General features: G+C 68.7%; 19 protein-coding genes. 10 read left to right on the top strand and 9 right to left on the bottom strand.

Translation table 11 applies throughout. The annotated features are described in order from the left end of the window. The first annotated feature begins 55 nt into the window (after window positions 1-55). Window positions 56-1,162: a S1C family serine protease gene (locus M0R89_RS16935; protein ID WP_248650257.1), complete on the top strand. Its 1,107-nt coding sequence runs from the start codon at window positions 56-58 to the stop codon at window positions 1,160-1,162. Between the two features lie 117 nt (window positions 1,163-1,279). Here M0R89_RS16935 and M0R89_RS16930 read toward each other — a convergent pair whose 3' ends face one another. Beyond that, window positions 1,280-2,239 (bottom strand): alpha/beta fold hydrolase, encoded by a 960-nt coding sequence (locus M0R89_RS16930; protein WP_248650256.1) that lies wholly within the window; start codon window positions 2,237-2,239, stop codon window positions 1,280-1,282. Between the two features lie 220 nt (window positions 2,240-2,459). Here M0R89_RS16930 and mvk point away from each other — a divergent pair, with 220 nt between their 5' ends. Together mvk and M0R89_RS16920 are read left to right on the top strand one after the other, a co-directional pair. Further along, complete coding sequence (mvk, locus tag M0R89_RS16925) at window positions 2,460-3,449, top strand: mevalonate kinase (RefSeq protein WP_248650255.1); 990 nt, start codon at window positions 2,460-2,462, stop codon at window positions 3,447-3,449. After that, window positions 3,446-4,216, top strand: coding sequence for an isopentenyl phosphate kinase (locus M0R89_RS16920; protein WP_248650254.1), 771 nt, complete (start codon window positions 3,446-3,448; stop codon window positions 4,214-4,216). Before mvk ends, M0R89_RS16920 begins: the two co-directional genes overlap by 4 nt. A gap of 38 nt (window positions 4,217-4,254) precedes the next feature. Here M0R89_RS16920 and M0R89_RS16915 read toward each other — a convergent pair whose 3' ends face one another. From M0R89_RS16915 to M0R89_RS16905, 3 genes are read right to left on the bottom strand one after another with little or no spacing between them, the layout of a single operon-like run. Next, entirely contained in the window at window positions 4,255-5,898 is a 1,644-nt protein-coding gene (locus M0R89_RS16915; RefSeq protein ID WP_248650253.1) for a GMC family oxidoreductase, read from the bottom strand. Further along, entirely contained in the window at window positions 5,895-6,449 is a 555-nt protein-coding gene (locus M0R89_RS16910) for a gluconate 2-dehydrogenase subunit 3 family protein (protein ID WP_248650252.1), read from the bottom strand. The genes M0R89_RS16915 and M0R89_RS16910 overlap by 4 nt, the downstream gene beginning before the upstream one ends. Window positions 6,450-6,504: 55 nt before the next feature. After that, complete coding sequence (locus M0R89_RS16905; RefSeq protein ID WP_248650251.1) at window positions 6,505-7,299, bottom strand: helix-turn-helix transcriptional regulator; 795 nt, start codon at window positions 7,297-7,299, stop codon at window positions 6,505-6,507. A gap of 223 nt (window positions 7,300-7,522) precedes the next feature. On the opposite strand from M0R89_RS16905, the gene M0R89_RS16900 reads away from it, so the two are divergent. The 6 genes from M0R89_RS16900 to M0R89_RS16875 all read left to right on the top strand — a co-directional run bounded on the left by M0R89_RS16900 (window position 7,523) and on the right by M0R89_RS16875 (window position 11,416). Beyond that, the gene (locus tag M0R89_RS16900) at window positions 7,523-8,503 is read left to right on the top strand and encodes a DMT family transporter (RefSeq protein WP_248650250.1); all 981 of its coding nucleotides are present in this window, start codon (window positions 7,523-7,525) and stop codon (window positions 8,501-8,503) included. 90 nt (window positions 8,504-8,593) lie between these two features. Beyond that, complete coding sequence (locus M0R89_RS16895) at window positions 8,594-8,857, top strand: hypothetical protein (protein WP_248650249.1); 264 nt, start codon at window positions 8,594-8,596, stop codon at window positions 8,855-8,857. 72 nt (window positions 8,858-8,929) lie between these two features. After that, window positions 8,930-9,655 (top strand): metal-dependent hydrolase, encoded by a 726-nt coding sequence (locus tag M0R89_RS16890; RefSeq protein WP_248650248.1) that lies wholly within the window; start codon window positions 8,930-8,932, stop codon window positions 9,653-9,655. Between the two features lie 99 nt (window positions 9,656-9,754). Next, window positions 9,755-10,150 (top strand): OsmC family protein, encoded by a 396-nt coding sequence (locus M0R89_RS16885; RefSeq protein ID WP_248650247.1) that lies wholly within the window; start codon window positions 9,755-9,757, stop codon window positions 10,148-10,150. A 127-nt stretch (window positions 10,151-10,277) separates the two neighbouring features. Beyond that, a complete protein-coding gene (locus M0R89_RS16880) occupies window positions 10,278-10,736 on the top strand; it encodes a DUF5799 family protein (RefSeq protein WP_248650246.1) in 459 nt (152 codons plus the stop codon). Beyond that, window positions 10,736-11,416 (top strand): protein sorting system archaetidylserine decarboxylase, encoded by a 681-nt coding sequence (locus tag M0R89_RS16875; RefSeq protein WP_248650245.1) that lies wholly within the window; start codon window positions 10,736-10,738, stop codon window positions 11,414-11,416. The genes M0R89_RS16880 and M0R89_RS16875 overlap by 1 nt, the downstream gene beginning before the upstream one ends. Here the strand turns inward: M0R89_RS16875 and M0R89_RS16870 are convergent. Then, window positions 11,413-11,568 (bottom strand): DUF7557 family protein, encoded by a 156-nt coding sequence (locus M0R89_RS16870; RefSeq protein ID WP_248650244.1) that lies wholly within the window; start codon window positions 11,566-11,568, stop codon window positions 11,413-11,415. The two genes, M0R89_RS16875 and M0R89_RS16870, sit on opposite strands and share 4 nt — an antisense overlap. 223 nt (window positions 11,569-11,791) lie before the next feature. Here M0R89_RS16870 and M0R89_RS16865 point away from each other — a divergent pair, with 223 nt between their 5' ends. After that, complete coding sequence (locus M0R89_RS16865; RefSeq protein ID WP_238398193.1) at window positions 11,792-12,025, top strand: DUF7563 family protein; 234 nt, start codon at window positions 11,792-11,794, stop codon at window positions 12,023-12,025. 59 nt (window positions 12,026-12,084) lie between these two features. On the opposite strand, the gene M0R89_RS16860 is transcribed toward M0R89_RS16865, so the two are convergent. The 4 genes from M0R89_RS16860 to M0R89_RS16845 all read right to left on the bottom strand — a co-directional run bounded on the left by M0R89_RS16860 (window position 12,085) and on the right by M0R89_RS16845 (window position 15,762). Continuing rightward, on the bottom strand, window positions 12,085-13,071 hold the full coding sequence (locus M0R89_RS16860; protein WP_248650243.1) for an isocitrate/isopropylmalate dehydrogenase family protein: 987 nt from the start codon (window positions 13,069-13,071) through the stop codon (window positions 12,085-12,087). 1 nt (window position 13,072) lies between these two features. Continuing rightward, on the bottom strand, window positions 13,073-13,720 hold the full coding sequence (leuD, locus tag M0R89_RS16855) for a 3-isopropylmalate dehydratase small subunit (RefSeq protein ID WP_248650242.1): 648 nt from the start codon (window positions 13,718-13,720) through the stop codon (window positions 13,073-13,075). Then, window positions 13,717-15,168, bottom strand: a complete 1,452-nt coding sequence (gene leuC / locus M0R89_RS16850; RefSeq protein WP_248650241.1) for a 3-isopropylmalate dehydratase large subunit — start codon at window positions 15,166-15,168, stop codon at window positions 13,717-13,719. The genes leuD and leuC overlap by 4 nt, the downstream gene beginning before the upstream one ends. 213 nt (window positions 15,169-15,381) lie before the next feature. Continuing rightward, on the bottom strand, window positions 15,382-15,762 hold the full coding sequence (locus M0R89_RS16845) for a DUF7989 family protein (RefSeq protein ID WP_248650240.1): 381 nt from the start codon (window positions 15,760-15,762) through the stop codon (window positions 15,382-15,384). Window position 15,763: the final 1 nt, after the last annotated feature.

Genomic DNA, 15,763 nt, shown 5'->3' with positions numbered 1-15,763 from the left:
TTCTGCTCTCGTTGGCCACCACCCTTACCCAAGCTTCCGTTGGCTAGGCGACTGCATGGTGAGGAGATACGAACTGACGCTGCTTCTCGTCGTCGCCACCGTCGCGGTCGCCCCGGTGGCGGCGCTCGGCGCAGCGACGCCGACGGACAGTCGCGTGGGGGCGAGTCCGTCCGTCGGAAGCGGGGGACAGGCATACCAACAATCGGGGGCCGCGAGTTGCGACTACTCGCGACTGTACAACCAGACGATAGACTCGGTCGTGCAGATTCAGGCCGGGCAGGGGAGCGGTTCCGGATTCGTCTTCGACGTCGCGTCGGCCAACGGGACGAGTTACGTCGTCACCAACCAGCACGTCGTCAACCAGACGTCGAACGTGGGCGTCCGGTTCGCCCGCGGAGAGACTCGTCCGGGCGCCGTGATCGGGGCCACCCAGGCCGCCGACCTCGCGGTCGTCCGCGTGAACAGCACGCCGGAGTACGTCGAGTCGCTCCCCGTCGCGAACGCGACGCCGAATCCGGGCGACCGAGTCGCCGCTATCGGGAGTCCGTTCGGTCTGGAGACGTCCATCACCTCGGGCATCGTCAGCGGGGTCAACCGAACGTCGCCGGTCGGGTTCCCGCTGCCGAACTCCATCCAGACCGACGCGCCCATCAACCCCGGGAACAGCGGCGGACCGCTCGTCGCGTGCGACACCGGGGCCGTGGTCGGCGTGAATCAGGCCGGTGGCGGTGATAACATCGGGTTCGCCATCGGCGCGTCCATCGTCGAGCAAATCGTGCCCGCGCTCATCCAAGACGGCGAGTACGCCTATCCGTTCCTCGGGGTGCAGGGAGTCACGCTCACTCGCCCGCTCGCCGAGGCGAACGACCTCAACGTGACCGAGGGCGTCTACGTGGTGGACACCGTCGAGGGAACGCCCGCCGCCGAGGCGCTACAGGGCGCGACCGACAGTACCGTCGTGAACGGTCAGCGGATTCCGGTCGGCGGCGACGTCATCGTCGGCATCGGGGGCCAGAGCGTCTCGTCGCGCGAGGACCTGCTGTCGTACCTGTTCACCCAGACCCAACCGGGGGACACGGTGCAAGTGACGGTCCTCCGAGACGGGGCCCGACAGACGGTCAACGTCACGCTCGCGGAGCGCCCGAAACAGAACCAGCAGTAGTTATGGACACTCTTTTTTCGAGCGTCACGTCTCTCACCCTACGGCCGCGCCACTGCGAGAGTCCTCTCGAAACACGGCGGGTACGGGCGCGAAACGGGGCGCCGAACGCGGCGTCGCCTACGTCTCGGCGCCGGGTTCGGCCTCGCGTTCCTCCTCGGTCAATTCGTCGAGCAGGACGTCGAGGAAGGGACCGGGATGCTCGGCGTGGGGGAGGAGTTTCGCCTCGTCGAACACGACCAGTTTCGCGTCGGCGCGCTCTGCCAGTTGCTCGCCCTTTTCCAGCGGCGAAACCGTGGCGTCGCGGCCCCAGATGATGGTGACGGGGACGTCTAGCCGCGCGAGTTCCTCGCCCAAGTCCACGTCGGGGTCGAGATAGCCCGAGACGAACGAGGCGGGCGCGAACCGCGCGCCGGGTTGGTGGGAGGTCTCCCACTGGTAGTCCACGTCGCGCTCGGTGTACGAGGCCTCCGTCGAGTACGCCTCCCGGTTGTCGAAGAAGTGGAGCGACCGCTTGCTGGTCAGCAGGTTGAACAGGCCCTGTCCGAGTACGGGCGACCGGAACACCGACCGGAGCCACGTCCGGCGCGGCCCGGTGTCGCCGGTCGGCGCGACCAGCACGAGTCGGGAGAACGCGCCCGACTGGTGCTGGGCCAAGGTCGCGTAGGCGCCGGACAGCGACGTGGCCACGCAGGTCGCGTCATCGGTCATGTCTTCGGCGAAGTCGGTGACGAACGCGGTGTAGAGCGCCGCGGAGTAGGTCAGCGGCGGCCGGTCCGAGCGCCCGAACCCGGGCAGGTCGGGCGCGACGACGTGGTGGGTCTTGGCGAGTTGGTCGAATATCTGGTCGAACTCCTTGTTCGAGGCCGCCGCGTGGACCCCGTGGAGGAGCAGCACGTCGGGGTCGTCGGGGTCGCCGGCCTCGGTGTAGGCGACGTCGAACCCCCGCCAGCGGTAGGTGCGCTGGTCGCCCTCCAGCGCGGGGCGGAGGTCGCCGGACTTCCACGAGAGCAGTCGATTGCCGAGCGCGGCGGCTCCGAGACCGCCGGCGACTCCGGCCGCGAGCTTTCGTAGCTTCATGCCCGAATCTTCGCTATCGGAACAGTTAGCCGTTGTGCCGAGACCCCCGCGATACGAGGGGCTCTCACCCACTCCGGGCGCGCGCTGGCTTCGGTTCTCGACCCGATGTTCGACCACCGACGGGTCCACCGCCGTCCCAACGTCGAAAATCTCGGGCGACTCCCGGTCCCCGACCGGTCGGCTTCGCAAACGAATTAACCCCCCGAACGGAACCACCGGTATGGTCGTTTCGAGCGCTCCGGGCAAGGTCTACCTGTTCGGAGAACACGCGGTCGTCTACGGCGAACCGGCGGTCCCCTGCGCCATCGAGCGCCGAGCGCGGGTGTCCGCCGAGGCCCGCGACGACGACCGCATCCGAGTCCACGCCGAGGACCTGAGTCTGAACGGGTTCACGGTCGAGTACAGCGACAGCAGCGACGGCGCACCCGACGTGGACGCGGCCGAGTCGCTGGTTCAGGCCGGAATCGGGTACATCGACGCCGCGGTCGAGCAGGCCCGCGACGCCGCGGGCGAACCCGACGCCGGCTTCGACATCACCGTCGAGAGCGAGATTCCGCTCGGCGCGGGTCTGGGTTCGTCGGCCGCGGTCACGACCGCGGGCATCGACGCCGGGACCCGCGAGTTGGGCGTCGAGTTGAGCGCCGAGGAAATCGCCGAGCGCGCGTACCGGGCCGAACTGGAGGTCCAGAACGGCGAGGCGTCGCGCGCCGACACGTTCTGCTCGGCGACGGGCGGCGCGGTCCGGGTCGAGGGCGACGACTGCCGGGGAATCGACGCGCCGGACCTGCCGTTCGTCATCGGGTTCGACGGCGGCGCGGGCGACACCGGCGAACTCGTCGCGGGCGTCCGGGCGCTCCGCGAGGAGTACGACTTCGCGGCCGACACCGTCGAGGGAATCGGCGACATCGTGCGCTCGGGCGAGCGCGCTCTCGCGGCGGGCGACGTGGAAGAACTGGGCGACCTCATGAACTTCAACCACGGTCTGCTCGAAGCGCTCGGCGTCTCCTCGCGGTCGCTCGACCAGATGGTCTGGGCGGCCCGCGACGCCGGCGCGTACGGGGCCAAACTGACGGGCGCGGGCGGCGGCGGGTGCATCGTAGCGCTCGACCCGACCGAGAGCACCGAGACCGCGCTCCGGTACACGCCCGGTTGCGAGGACGCCTTCCGCGCTGAGTTGGACACCGACGGCGTCCGCGTGGAGGAACGATGACGGCGAGCGACGCCCCGACGACCGTCCTCAAACTCGGCGGGAGCGTGATTACGGACAAGGACCGCCCCGAGGCGCTTGACGGCCCGGCGCTCGACCGCGCGGCCGACGCCGTCGCCGACGCGCTCTCGGCGGGCGAGGTGTCTGACCTCGTCCTCGTCCACGGCGGCGGAAGCTTCGGCCACTATCACGCCAGCGAACACGGCGTCTCGAAGACCGAGGGGTCGGGCGAGGCCCGGGCGGCGGTCGAAATCCACGGCGCGATGAAGACGCTCGACGACTTCGTCCTCGCGCGCCTCCACGACCGCGACGTGCCCGCGGTCCCGGTCCACCCCTTCTCGGCGGCCTACCGCGACGAGGCGGCCGCGCTGTCGCTGATGACCGAGCAGGTCGAGACGATGCTCGGCGAGGGGTTCGTGCCGGTCCTCCACGGCGACGTGGTGGCCCACGCCGGCGAGGGCGTGACCATCCTCTCGGGCGACGAGGCCGTCACGGCCGTCGCGACCGGCATCGACGCCGACCGCGTGGGCTTCTGCTCGACGGTCCCCGGCGTGCTGGACGACGACGAGGCGGTGATTCCGGAAATCGAGTCCTACGACGAGGTGGCCCCGTTCCTCGGCGAGAGCGACGCGACCGACGTGACCGGCGGGATGGCCGGGAAGGTCCGGACCCTGCTGGACCTCGGCGCGCCCGCGACCATCTTCGGTCCCGACGCACTTCGCGAGTTCCTCGCTGGCGAGGACCCCGGCACGCGAATCGACGGGCGGTGAGGCGGCGACTTCGAGGGTCTGCGACACCGGGACCGAGTTTACAATCGTTCGTCCACGTGGTCGGCCGCCTTCAGCGAGAGCGCCGCGATGGTCAGCGTCGGGTTCAGCGCCCCGCTGGTCCTGAAGACGCTACTCGACGCTATCGAGAGGTTCTCCAAGTCGTGGGTCCGAAGCCGCGGGTTCACCACGCTCTCGGCCGGGTCGGTCCCCATGCGGGTCGTGCCCATGTGGTGGAACGCGGGCCCCGTGTTCTCCGGGCCGACCGTCCACGAGATATTGACGCCCAGTTCGTCCAGAATCGCGCGCTGAATCTCGTTCGCGCGCCGGAGCGAGGACTTCGTCCGGGCGTCTAAGCGCCAGTGAATCTTCGGCACCGGGTTCCCGTGGTCGTCGGTGGTCGAGGGGTCGAGTTCGATGCGGTTCTCCTTCCGGGGTCGCTGGCCGACCAGTCCGCCCATCGCGATGGCGTTCCCGTAGCCCTCGCGAAGGGTGTCGAGCAGGTCGTCTCCGAACTCGTCGCCGGTGAGCGCCATCTCGACCGGCGAGGGGCCGGCGTAGTTCAGGAACTCCAGTTTGATGCTGTCGGGCCTCGGTTCCCCGCTTTCTTTCGACCACGCCGGAATCCCGCCCGCGCTCCCCTCGGTCCCCCTCGTCGGGTCGTCGTAGAACTGGTGGCACTCGCTGGTGAGGAACCCGACGTGGTTCTGGCGGGTCTCGCGGTCCAGCGTGCCGCCCGTCCCGGCGAACAGGTGGTCCATGAAGTACCGACCGACCGCGCCCGAGGAGTTCGCCAGACCGTCGGGGAACTGCTCGGACTTCGAGAGCAACAGGAGGCGCGGAATCTCGACCCCGCCCGCCGCGAGGACGAACTCGCGGGCCTCCTGTCGGTGGGTCCGGCCGTCGGGCGTGGCGTAAACCGCCGCCGTCACGCGTTCTCCCGCGCCGTCGTGTTCGAGGCGCTGGACCGGCGCGCGGGTGACGACTCGCGCGCCCTCCGATTCGGCCTTCTCGACGTGGTGGTCGGCCGAGTACTTCGCGCCCGAGGGGCAGACCGGCTTGCAGGTGCCGTAGCCGACGCACGAACTCCGGCCGTCGTAACTCTCCGAGTTGCGCGCGTTGGGGACCGAGTGCATCGTCACGCCGAGGCGCTCGCACGCCTCGGCGAAGATGGAGTCGCTGTGGGAGGGCGGGAAGGCCGGCAGCGGAAACGGTTCCTCGCGCGGCGGAGCGTAGGGGTTGTCGTCCGCGCCCGCGACGCCGAGCGCTTTCTCGGCCGCGGCGTAGTAGGGCCGGAGGTCCGCGTAGTCGACGGGCCACGCCTCGAAGTCCGACTCGTGGAGGCGCATCACCATCCCCTGCCAGTGGAGCGTGGTGCCGCCGACGCCCTTGACGCGAGCGGCGTTCAGGGGGTAGAACCGCTCGCCGTCGGAGGAAAAGCGGTCGCGCGCGCCGCCCATCTCCCAGACCGACAGCGGGCCGTGGGCCGGGCGAATCGACCGCTCCATGCGGCGCTCGCGGTCCGCGAAGTCGAAGCGCTCCCCGGCCTCCAGAATCACCACGTCGCGGCCGCGTTCGGCGAGGCGGTGGGCCGCGAGCGCGCCGGCGGGACCGGCCCCGACCACGCACACGTCCGCGCGCTCGGACGGCGTTCGGTCGCGGTCGGCCGGCGTGCCGTCGGTCATTCCGTCCCTCCGCCTCCGTTGGGCCCCCGCCGGTAGCTTCCGGTGCCGCCGGGGTGGCCCTGCGGGTTCTCGATGCCGACCAGTTTCCCGCCGGTCGGCGAGGTGTAGAGCGCGTAGAGCAGTTCGTTGACGAGGTAGTAGCGCACGCGGTCCGGGTCCGCGCCCTCGGGGGACGGACTCGCGGTGTCGACGCCCATCTGGTCCAGTAGTTTCTCGCGCGCCCCGGCGTCGAGTCGTCGGAAGTCGTCGTCGAACCACGACCGGGCGTACTCGTCGAGGGTCGCGAGCGCGTCGACCATCCCCTCGCGGTAGTCGGGCCGGTCGGAAACCCGGCCGAGCGCGTAGGTCCGGACGAACTCCTCGACGCCCGAGACCTCGGAGGGGTAGACGACCTCGGCGACCGCGAGCAGGGTGTCCAGTCGGTCCTCCGGCGCGGGGTCGTCGGCGAAGGGCGTCGCGTCCGCGAACTCCCCCGAGAGGACCGCGCCCGTGCCGACCGCCGCACCGCCGCCAGCGAGTGCGACCAGCGCGTCCCGACGGGTCAGTTCCATTCGGGGAGAGTTAGGCCGGCCTAAAACTTAGGGGTTGCCATGTCGGTGCGGGCGCTCACGGCGCGAACTCGTCGGCGTCGAGGGGGGACGCCGCCCGCCAGTAGCGGTCGAACGCGTCGCTCGCCCACGAGCGAACGGCCGGGTCGTCGGTGTCTATCGACGCCCGGAGCACGCCGCTCTCGTCGCGCAACAGCATGTGGACCCGGTCGTCGGCTATCGTCACCGCGGCGGGAATTCCGTCCTCGTGGATTCGAACAGCTACGCCCTCGGCGTCGAGCAGCGAGGCCAGTCGCCGCCGCAGCCCCGAGTCCTCCGCGAGCGCGTCGATGGCGCTCCGCGAGAAGACCCCCTCGAAGGTCCGGTCGCCGTCGGTCGTCCGCTCCCGAATCGCGTCGAGGCTCTGCTCGTTGAACGCGTGGGAGAACACTCGACACTCCTCGGTCTCGTGAAGCAGGTCGAGGACGCGCTGGACCGGCGCGTTCGGTCGGGTCTGACTCGGGCGGGTGACGGTGGCGTCGGCGAGGCGACCGAGGTCGAACTCCATCGCGTCGGTCGGCAGGTACTCCACGATTTCCCGGAGTTCGCTCTCCGTTTGGAGGACGGCCAGTAGGTCGGTGAATCCCTCGGCGACCAGTCGGCCCGTTGCGGTCGCGGCGTACTCGCCGCCCTCGCGTCTGACCCACGAGCGGTCCTCGAAGTCGCTCAGAATCCGGCCGAGCGTCGCCTGCGAGGCGCCGGTGGCCGCCGCGAGGTCGCCCCGGGTGCGCCGGTCGGCCGCGAGGAGTTCCAGCACTTCGACCCGATTCGGCGAGAGCGCGAGGAACTCGATTTCCTCCAGCGCGGATTCCATACTGGCCCTCGGACCCGTCGCGGTAAACTGTTTTCGCACCGTGAAAGGATTTCACCCCGCGACCGGCTACCGCGCGACGCCCGCGTTTCTCCCCGCGAAACGTTTTCTGAACGGGCCTAAGAGGGTGCCGCTCTTACGGAGAGTAAGATGATTCCGAATTCTCTTTCGAAACTCTCCGGCGTATCGGCCCGCTCGATTCGGAGCGGCGGGACGGGAGCGTAACGTGGTCCGGCGTCGCACGCTGGCCCTCTTCGCGGTCGCGGGCGTCCTCTTCGGCGGGACGTTCGTGGCCGCGAAGGCGGGTCTCGACTACTTCCCGCCGCTGTTGTTCGTCGCGCTCCGGTTCGACGTCGCGGCCGTGGCGCTGGCGGGGTACGCGGTCCTGACGAACTCCCGCGAGGACCTGCTCCCGCGAACGCGGGGCGACGCGGTCGGGATTCTGGCGACCGGCGTCCTCGCCATCGGACTCACCAACGCCCTGCTGTTCGTCGGCCAGCAGTACGCCACCAGCGCCGTGGGGTCCATCGTCTTCAGCCTCAACCCCATCCTGACGCCCGTGTTCGCGGCCGCGCTCCTCTCGGACGAGCGACTCTCGGCCCGCGGGGCCGCCGGGATGGCTCTCGGACTCCTCGGCGTCGGTCTCGTCGTGAGTCCCGACCCCGCGAACCTGCTCGGCGGGAGCGCGTTCGGCAAAGCGATTCTGTTCGCGGGCGCTGTCAGCGGTGCGCTCGGAAGCGTGCTCATCCGGTGGGCCGACGGGACCCTCCCGAGTACGGCGCGCACCGCGTGGGGACTCCCGTTCGGCGCGCTCCTCTGTCACCTCCTGAGCGCGTGGGCCGGGGAGTCGGCCGCGGCCATCACGTGGTCGCCGGTCGCGCTGGCGTCGCTCGGCTACGTCGGCGTCTTCGCCGGGGCGGTCGCGTACATCGCCTACTTCGGTCTCCTCGACTCGACCGGCGCGATTCGCGCGAATCTGGTGTTCTACGTCGTCCCGGTCGTCGCCACCCTCGGCGGGTGGGCGCTGTTGGGCGAGGCCGTCTCGCCGCTGGCCGTCGCCGGGTTCCTGACCATCTTCGCCGGGTTCGCGGTCCTCGGCAGCGAGTCGGTGGACGTTGGCGCGTACCTCCCGGCGGAATGGAGCGAAGACGCCGCGCCCGACCGGTCGCACGTCGCCGACGGGCCGCGGGCCTGCGAGTCCGACTGACTCCGAAGACTCCGCGCTCGTCCGGGCGGACGTTTCACAGAATAGTTAGTTTTATGACCTGTGGTGGAGTGTCCCACCGTAGGTGATTCGATGTCCGACCTCGTCCGCACGGCTAGTCGGTATCTCGACGACCACTGGGTGCTGAAGTGGTTCGCACTCCCGATTCTGTTCATGGCCTCGATGCTGTTCGCCCTCAGTCTGGTGTTGACTCCGACCGCGGGCGAGAGCGTCCAGTTGGTCGGCCTGTTCGTCGGGTTCTCGCTGGCCGTCGTCGCGGTCGGACTCGCGCTGGACTGGGCGGTCCGGAGCGCGACCGGGTGGGAACTCCTCGAATCGAACCGCGGCGGTAGTTAGGGCCGAAGCGACGCCTCCGTCTCTCCGCGCCAACATCCTTTAAGTGCGAACCGCGTGTAGATTTGCGCGCCTATGAAACTCACTTGGTACGGCCACTCGACGTGGCACGTAGAGGTCGACGAGACCGAACTCCTCATCGACCCCTTCTTCGACAACCCGAAGACGGACACCGACCCCGAGGAACTCGACCCGGACTACCTGCTGCTCACGCACGGTCACGCCGACCACATCGGCGACGTGGACCGCTACGAGGGGACGGAACTGGTCGCCACGCCCGAAATCGTCGAGTACTGTCGCGACGAGTTCGGCGACTACGAGGCCGTCGGCGGGATGGGAATGAACCTCGGCGGGACCGTCGAGTGCGACGACGCCTTCGTCACGATGGTCCGGGCCGACCACACCAACGGGATGGACACCTCCTACGGCACGTCCGGCGGGATGCCCGGCGGTTTCGTCATCAGCGACACCAAGCCGACCCAAATCAGCGACCAGGAGAGTCAGTCGTTCTACCACGCCGGGGACACCTCGCTCCAGACCGAGATGCGCGACGTCATCGGTCCGTTCCTCGAACCCGACGCCGCCGCGGTGCCCATCGGCGACCACTTCACGATGGGACCGATGCAGGCCGCCATCGCGGTCGATTGGGTCGACGCCGACTACGCCTTCCCGATGCACTACGACACCTTCGCGCCCATCGAGCAGGACCCCGAGGACTTCCGCAAGGAGGTCAAGGGTACGGGGAGCGACGCCGAGGTGAAGATTCTGGACGGCGACGAGACGTTCGACCTGAGCGAGTAACGGCCCGCTGACGGTCCGCTGGCGGCCCGACTGCTTCTCTCGTTCGCTCGCCCGGGGATGAGCAAACCTTAGGGGTCTGGCGGGCGAACGTCCGGGCGCATGACGAAGGAAGTCACAACTGTCTCCGAAGAGGGGTACACGGCCGAGAACCAGATTCGAGATTTCGAGGTCACCATCGACGCCACGGGCGAGGAAGCGCCCGACACGCTCGAATCCCTGCTGGCGGCCTACGGTTCGTGTTACGTCCCCGCGCTCCGCGTCGGCGGCGAACAGCGCGACGTGGGCGACCTCGGCCGCATCGAAATCGACGTGTCCGGCGACCTCAACGACGACGACAAGCTCTCGGCCGTCGAGTTCACGGTCAAGACCGAGGCCGAGATGGACGACGGACAGGCCGAACAGGTCGTCGAGCGCGCCGACGAACTCTGCAAGGTCCACGACGCGCTGAAGACCGACCTTGAAGCCGACGTGACCGTCGAGAGCGGCGCGTTCTGAGGCCGGAAGCCGAGCGAATTCGGAGTTTCTTTTTCTGCGTCCGGGTGACGAGCGGCGTTTCGGCCGCGACGGAGAGCCGAGTCGAGTAGGAAAACCCTCATACTCCCCGGAACCCAACCGTTCGGACATGACCGAACGCGCGTGGCAGGACCTCATCGTCGGCGACCGGATGTCGGTCGACCAGGAGTTCGCACAGGAAGTCGCGGACTCGCAGTTCTCCCGGCAGGAGTGGGGCCTCATCATGACCGCAGTCGAGTTCGAAATCGAGAACCCCGGCGACGCCGAGCAGGCCCGCATCGTCGCCGACACCTCGAAGGTCGAGCAGGTGATGCCCGAACTCGAGAACATCCGCAACCAGATGAACTCCGTCGCGGGCGGCGGCGGGGGCGGCGGCAAGCAGAGCGGCGGTGGCGGCGTCTTCGACTCCGTGAAGGACGCCCTCGGCCTCGGTGGCGGCGGCAGCGGCGTGGACCGGGACCGCCTCGAAGCGGCCAACCGACTCGCACAGGAGTACGCGGGCGAACTTCAGCAGCGCCTCGAATCGCAGGGGAAGTGGTCGAGAGTGCGCCAGGCCGCCAGCGAGTGATGGCCGGAGAGCGACCCGACGGTCGGCAGGGGCCGGACTCCGGGAACCGATTCGCGCCCGGCGCGTGGCGCTACGCCCTGCTGGCGCTCGCGCTGGCAGTTCCCGCGGCCGTACTCGCGCGGTCGAAGGAGTGGACCAGACGGTGGGGCCTCGCGGCGCCGCTTCTGAGCGCCGGCGCGCTGCTGTTCCACCGGGACCCAGACCGGACGCCGCCGGAGTCGGGCGTCCTCGCGCCCGCGGACGGTCGGGTATCGGTGGTTCGAGAGGAGCGCCACGAGACGGACGACGGGAACGAAACCGAGACCCGCGTCCGGGTCGGCGTGTTCATGAACGTCACCGACGTTCACGTCAACCGGGCACCCCTCGGCGGTCGGGTCCGGGCGGTCGAACACGAACCCGGCACTCACCGGCCCGCCTTCTCGAAGGAGTCGGACAACAACGAGAAACTCCACGTCCGGTTCGCCGACCACGAGGTGACGCTGGTCGCCGGGGCGTTCGCGCGGCGCATCCACCCCTACGTCGAACCCGGCGACGAACTCGAACGGGGCGAGCGACTCGGCCACATCTCGTTCGGGAGTCGGGCGGACGTACTGCTACCGCCCGAGGTGGCCCTCGCGGACGTGGCGGTGGAGCGCGGCCAGACGGTTCGGGCCGGCGAGACGAGACTGGTCGAGCGCTAGTCGCCGCTGTAGTCGCCGCCGTGGAACAGCGTGCGCTCCTCGGCCTCGTAGATGTTGATGAGTTCCTCGACGATTTCGTCGTAGGACTCGTCCTCCACCCGGAGACTGTCCAAGCGCTCGATGGTCTCCTCGTCGAGTTCTATCTTGGGCATCACCTCCCGAGTAAGCGGTCAATCCTCTTAAGCGACGGGGCACCGACGACCGGCCGCGCGGCTTTGGCGCGCCGGTGACTTAAATTAGCGGTACGATTTCGGAATTAACGGGGTTCCAATACCCCGCGTAACAACCGCTTACTGAGGCCGCTAATGGTTGATTACGGGGGTGTAGGTACTGGATAACAAAGTGGATAGGATTGTGTGTATCTATCGCGCACTCATGACCACGACCGACAACAGACTCACCAACGGCGACGACACGATGGCCGAGAACCGCTGCCAGAGCTGTGGCTCTTTCGTCACCCGGGACTTCGCACGCGTCTTCGGGAACAACCACAACGAGGTATTCGGCTGTCTGGAGTGCATGACCGCGACGGAGGTCAAGAAAGGAGGAGCGCGCGCAGACGAGGTGGACACGACCAACCTCATCGGCGGCCGCGACCCGCTTCGATAATCGTTCGGGAACGGACCCTGAATCAGAGTTCTCCGAAGTAGCGTCTCGACGGTACGTTCTCAGAGCCTCGACAGCACCGCGTCAGTCGAGTCTCTCGTCGTCGCGTCGCCGCCGAGGTCCGGCGTTCGGGGACCCGACGCGAGCGTCTCAGTGACCGCAGAGCGCACGCGCTGGCCGGCGTCGTCGTAGCCCAAGTACTCCAACAGCATCGCGGTCGACAGCATCGCCGCGCTCGGGTTGGCGACGCCCTCGCCCGCGATGTCCGGCGCGGTACCGTGAACCGGTTCGAACAGCGCGCGCTCGTCGCCGACGTTCGCGCTGGGCAGGAGACCCAGTCCGCCGACGAGACCCGCCGCGAGGTCCGACAGCACGTCGCCGGCGAGGTTCGGGCAGACCACCACGTCGTAGTCCTCGGGGCGCTGGACGAGGTGCATCGCCAGCGCGTCCATCAGCGCGTCGTCGTACGCCACGTCGAACTCCTCGGCGACCGACCGCGCGGTCTCCAGAAACAGGCCGTCGGTGGTCCGCATCACGTTCGCCTTGTGAGCTATCGTCACCCTCGCGTCGCGTTCCGCGGCGTACTCGAAGCCGTAACGCGCGATTTCCTCGGACGCGGCCTCGGTAACGACCCGTGTCAGCGTGGTTACGCCCGGCGCAATCTCGGACTCGTGGCCCGCGTAGACGCCCTCCGTGTTCTCTCGCACGAAGACGAGGTCGGTCTCGGGGTTGGGCGCGTCGACGCCGGGGTAGGCCCGGACCGGCCGGACGTTGGCGAACGATTCGACCGCGCTCCGGAGCGGGAGAATCACGTCGGCCGCGGTGTCGCCCGCCGCGCCGAACAGGGTGGCGTCGGCGTTCGCGGCGAGTTCGCGGGTCTCCTCGGGGAGCGCCTCGCCGGTTTCCTCCTTCACCGCGTCGCCCGCGTCGGCCTCGGTGAACTCGAAGTCCGGACCGACGGCTTCCAGCACCTCGCGGGCGGCCGGAACGACTTCTCGACCGATTCCGTCGCCGGGAATCACCGCGATTCGCTCGGGGTCGTCGGCCATCTCACTCGGCCTCCTCGCCGTCGCCGGCGGTCCCCGTCTCCACGTAGGGCAGGTCGCTGGCGGTCCGAGCGACCGCCTCGGCGTTCGACTTCAGCAGCGCCGTGGTGTCCCAGACGCCTTCGACCAGCGCCTTGCGCTGGGCGTCGTCCACGGTGGCGTCGATTTCGCTCCCGTCGTACCGGACCGTCTCGGCCGCCACGTCCACCTCGATTTCGGCGTCGGGGTTCTCCTCGACGTAGTTCTGCAGCGTCTCGATGTCCTCCTGACTCGCCGTGACCGTCGGGACGCCGAGTGCGAGGCAGTTCCCCGCGAAGATTTCGGCGAAACTCTCGCCGACGATGGCGTCGATGCCCCAGCGCACGAGCGCCTGCGGGGCGTGTTCGCGCGAGGACCCGCACCCGAAGTTCGAATTGACGACCATGACCGAGGCGTCGCGGAACTGCTCCTCGTTGAACGGGTGGTCTTTCGGTTCGTCCTCGTCGGTGAACCGCTGGTCGTGGAACGCGAACTGGCCGAGTCCGTCGAAGGTCACGACCTTCATGAACCGCGCCGGGATTATCTGGTCGGTGTCGACGTCGTTGCCCCGGACCGGGATTCCCGTGCCGGAGACGCGTTCGACCGTCTCGATTTCGGTCTCGTCGGTCGTCATGCCTCCACCTCCGAGTCGGTCGCGTCGGCGTTCGGGAGGTCGGTCTCGTCCAACTCACGGGCGTCGGTCACTTCGCCGCGAATCGCGGCGGCCGCGACCATCCGGGGGTTCATCAGCACGGTCTTGCCGTCCTTGCTCCCCTGTCGCCCGACGAAGTTCCGGTTCGAGGACGAGGCGCTCGCCTCGTCGCCCTCCAGTTGGTCGTCGTTCATCCCGAGGCACATCGAGCATCCGGCCTCGCGCCAGTCGAAGCCCGCGTCCTCGAAGATTTCGTCCAGTCCTTCCGCCTCGGCGGCGGCCGCGACTCGCTGGCTTCCGGGGACCACCATCGCGCGCACGTCGTCGTGGACCTCTCGGCCCGCGACGAGGCGGGCCGCCCGCCGGAGGTCCGGCAGGCGGGCGTTCGTGCAGGAACCGAGGAAGGCAACGTCGATGGGGTAGCCCTCCATCGTGTCGCCGGGTTCGACGCCCATGTGTTCCTGCGCGCGCCGGGCGGTGTCCCGCTTGTCCGCGGGCAGGTCCTCGGGGTCCGGAATCGGTTCGGTGACGCCGACGCCCTGTCCGGGCGTGGTGCCCCACGTGACCATGGGTTCGAGCGCGTCGCCGTCGATGACCACCTCGTCGTCGTACTCGGCGTCGTCGTCCGAGGCGATGGACTCCCAGTAGGGCTTCAGTCGCTCGAACTTCTCGGGGTCGTCCCGGAACGCGTCGGTCTGCTTCAGCCACTCGAAGGTGGTCTCGTCGGGGTTGACGTACCCGGCGCGAGCGCCGCCCTCGATGGACATGTTGCAGATGCTCATCCGGCCCTCGACGTCGAGGCTCTCGATGGCCTCGCCCGCGTACTCGTAGACGTAGCCGACGCCACCGTCGGTGCCGAGTCGCCGGATTATCTGGAGAATCACGTCCTTGGCCTCGACGCACTCGCCGAGTTCGCCCGTGACGCGAACCCGGCGCACGTCCTTCTTCTCCATCGCCACGGTGCCGGTCGCCAGCACGTCCCGAATCTGGGACGTGCCGATGCCGAACGCCAGCGCGCCGAACGCGCCGTGGGTCGAGGTGTGGCTGTCGCCACAGACCACCGTCATGCCGGGTTGGGTGAGTCCCTGCTCCGGGCCGATGACGTGGACGATGCCCTGATTCCCGGTGTCGGGGCTGGAGAAGTCGATGCCCGCCTCGCGGACGTTCTCCTCCAGTTCGGCCATCATCTCCTCGGCCGCGCCCTCGTAGGGCCGGTCGCGGTCCGCGGTCGGGACGATATGGTCCACGGTGGCGTGAGTGCGCTCGGGGTAGGCGACTTCCAAGTCTCGCTCGCGGAGCATCCCGAAGGCCTGCGGACTCGTCACCTCGTGGACGAGGTGGAGACCCACGAACAACTGGTCCTGTCCGGTCGGGAGTTCGGTCACCTTGTGGCGGTCCCAGACCTTGTCGTACAGGGTACGCTCGCTCACGCGAACCGCCCTCCGGCACTGGTCGCGTCGGTCGCAGTGGTCGGATACGGTACGCCGCTGGTAGTTATCGGGCTTCTTCGTGTTTCTTTTGGCATTGTCTATCTTTCTTTAGGGCCGCTGTAGATGGTCGAAGACGGTACGGACGACGGCACGACGGACCGTCCGCTACGCGTTTCAGCGTCGGAAAAATCCGTACGTACGTTCATCGCTGGCTTACTCTTCGGATTCGACGGGTTCGCGCTCGCCGCCGCGCTCGAAGACGCGGTCCGCGCCCTCGCCGTAGGGCGGCGTGTGCGCCACGTCTTTCATCCGGTCGGCGCGCGATTCCTCGTCGTCCTCCTCGCGAGCGTCGGCGTCGCGCGCTTCTCGTTCACTTTCGGAGGACTCGCTCCGCTCGTCCTCCGACGTTCGAGAGACGGCGTCTCTCTCGCCGCCGTCCGCCGCGACGACCGGTCCGCGCTGGAACGGTCGGTTGACGGTGCCGCGCGCGGCGTGGGGATGAGTGTGACTCACGTCGCGCATCGGGGTGTCGTCGGCGGTCTGGTCGGTCGTCGAGTCGTCTCGGGTCTGGGTGTGTCGGTCGGGTCGGGTCATG

Origin of the sequence: Halorussus limi (assembly GCF_023238205.1) — an archaeon.
In the GTDB taxonomy this organism is placed as follows: domain Archaea; phylum Halobacteriota; class Halobacteria; order Halobacteriales; family Haladaptataceae; genus Halorussus; species Halorussus limi.
Note: the sequence above shows the minus strand (reverse complement) of the source record. Positions and strands in the feature narration are given on the sequence as shown.

What these genes read in the sequence shown, in the direction of transcription:
- M0R89_RS16880 (WP_248650246.1), top strand. Translation starts at nt 10,278, where the DNA reads ATGACCGAACGCGCGTGGCAGGACCTCATCGTCGGCGACCGGATGTCG.
- M0R89_RS16920 (WP_248650254.1), top strand. Translation starts at nt 3,446, where the DNA reads ATGACGGCGAGCGACGCCCCGACGACCGTCCTCAAACTCGGCGGGAGC.
- M0R89_RS16875 (WP_248650245.1), top strand. Translation starts at nt 10,736, where the DNA reads ATGGCCGGAGAGCGACCCGACGGTCGGCAGGGGCCGGACTCCGGGAAC.
- M0R89_RS16860 (WP_248650243.1), bottom strand. Translation starts at nt 13,071, where the DNA reads ATGGCCGACGACCCCGAGCGAATCGCGGTGATTCCCGGCGACGGAATC.
- M0R89_RS16915 (WP_248650253.1), bottom strand. Translation starts at nt 5,898, where the DNA reads ATGACCGACGGCACGCCGGCCGACCGCGACCGAACGCCGTCCGAGCGC.
- M0R89_RS16935 (WP_248650257.1), top strand. Translation starts at nt 56, where the DNA reads ATGGTGAGGAGATACGAACTGACGCTGCTTCTCGTCGTCGCCACCGTC.
- M0R89_RS16885 (WP_248650247.1), top strand. Translation starts at nt 9,755, where the DNA reads ATGACGAAGGAAGTCACAACTGTCTCCGAAGAGGGGTACACGGCCGAG.
- M0R89_RS16930 (WP_248650256.1), bottom strand. Translation starts at nt 2,239, where the DNA reads ATGAAGCTACGAAAGCTCGCGGCCGGAGTCGCCGGCGGTCTCGGAGCC.
- M0R89_RS16890 (WP_248650248.1), top strand. Translation starts at nt 8,930, where the DNA reads ATGAAACTCACTTGGTACGGCCACTCGACGTGGCACGTAGAGGTCGAC.
- M0R89_RS16910 (WP_248650252.1), bottom strand. Translation starts at nt 6,449, where the DNA reads ATGGAACTGACCCGTCGGGACGCGCTGGTCGCACTCGCTGGCGGCGGT.
- M0R89_RS16865 (WP_238398193.1), top strand. Translation starts at nt 11,792, where the DNA reads ATGACCACGACCGACAACAGACTCACCAACGGCGACGACACGATGGCC.
- M0R89_RS16895 (WP_248650249.1), top strand. Translation starts at nt 8,594, where the DNA reads ATGTCCGACCTCGTCCGCACGGCTAGTCGGTATCTCGACGACCACTGG.
- M0R89_RS16870 (WP_248650244.1), bottom strand. Translation starts at nt 11,568, where the DNA reads ATGCCCAAGATAGAACTCGACGAGGAGACCATCGAGCGCTTGGACAGT.
- leuD (WP_248650242.1), bottom strand. Translation starts at nt 13,720, where the DNA reads ATGACGACCGACGAGACCGAAATCGAGACGGTCGAACGCGTCTCCGGC.
- mvk (WP_248650255.1), top strand. Translation starts at nt 2,460, where the DNA reads ATGGTCGTTTCGAGCGCTCCGGGCAAGGTCTACCTGTTCGGAGAACAC.
- M0R89_RS16845 (WP_248650240.1), bottom strand. Translation starts at nt 15,762, where the DNA reads ATGACCCGACCCGACCGACACACCCAGACCCGAGACGACTCGACGACC.
- M0R89_RS16905 (WP_248650251.1), bottom strand. Translation starts at nt 7,299, where the DNA reads ATGGAATCCGCGCTGGAGGAAATCGAGTTCCTCGCGCTCTCGCCGAAT.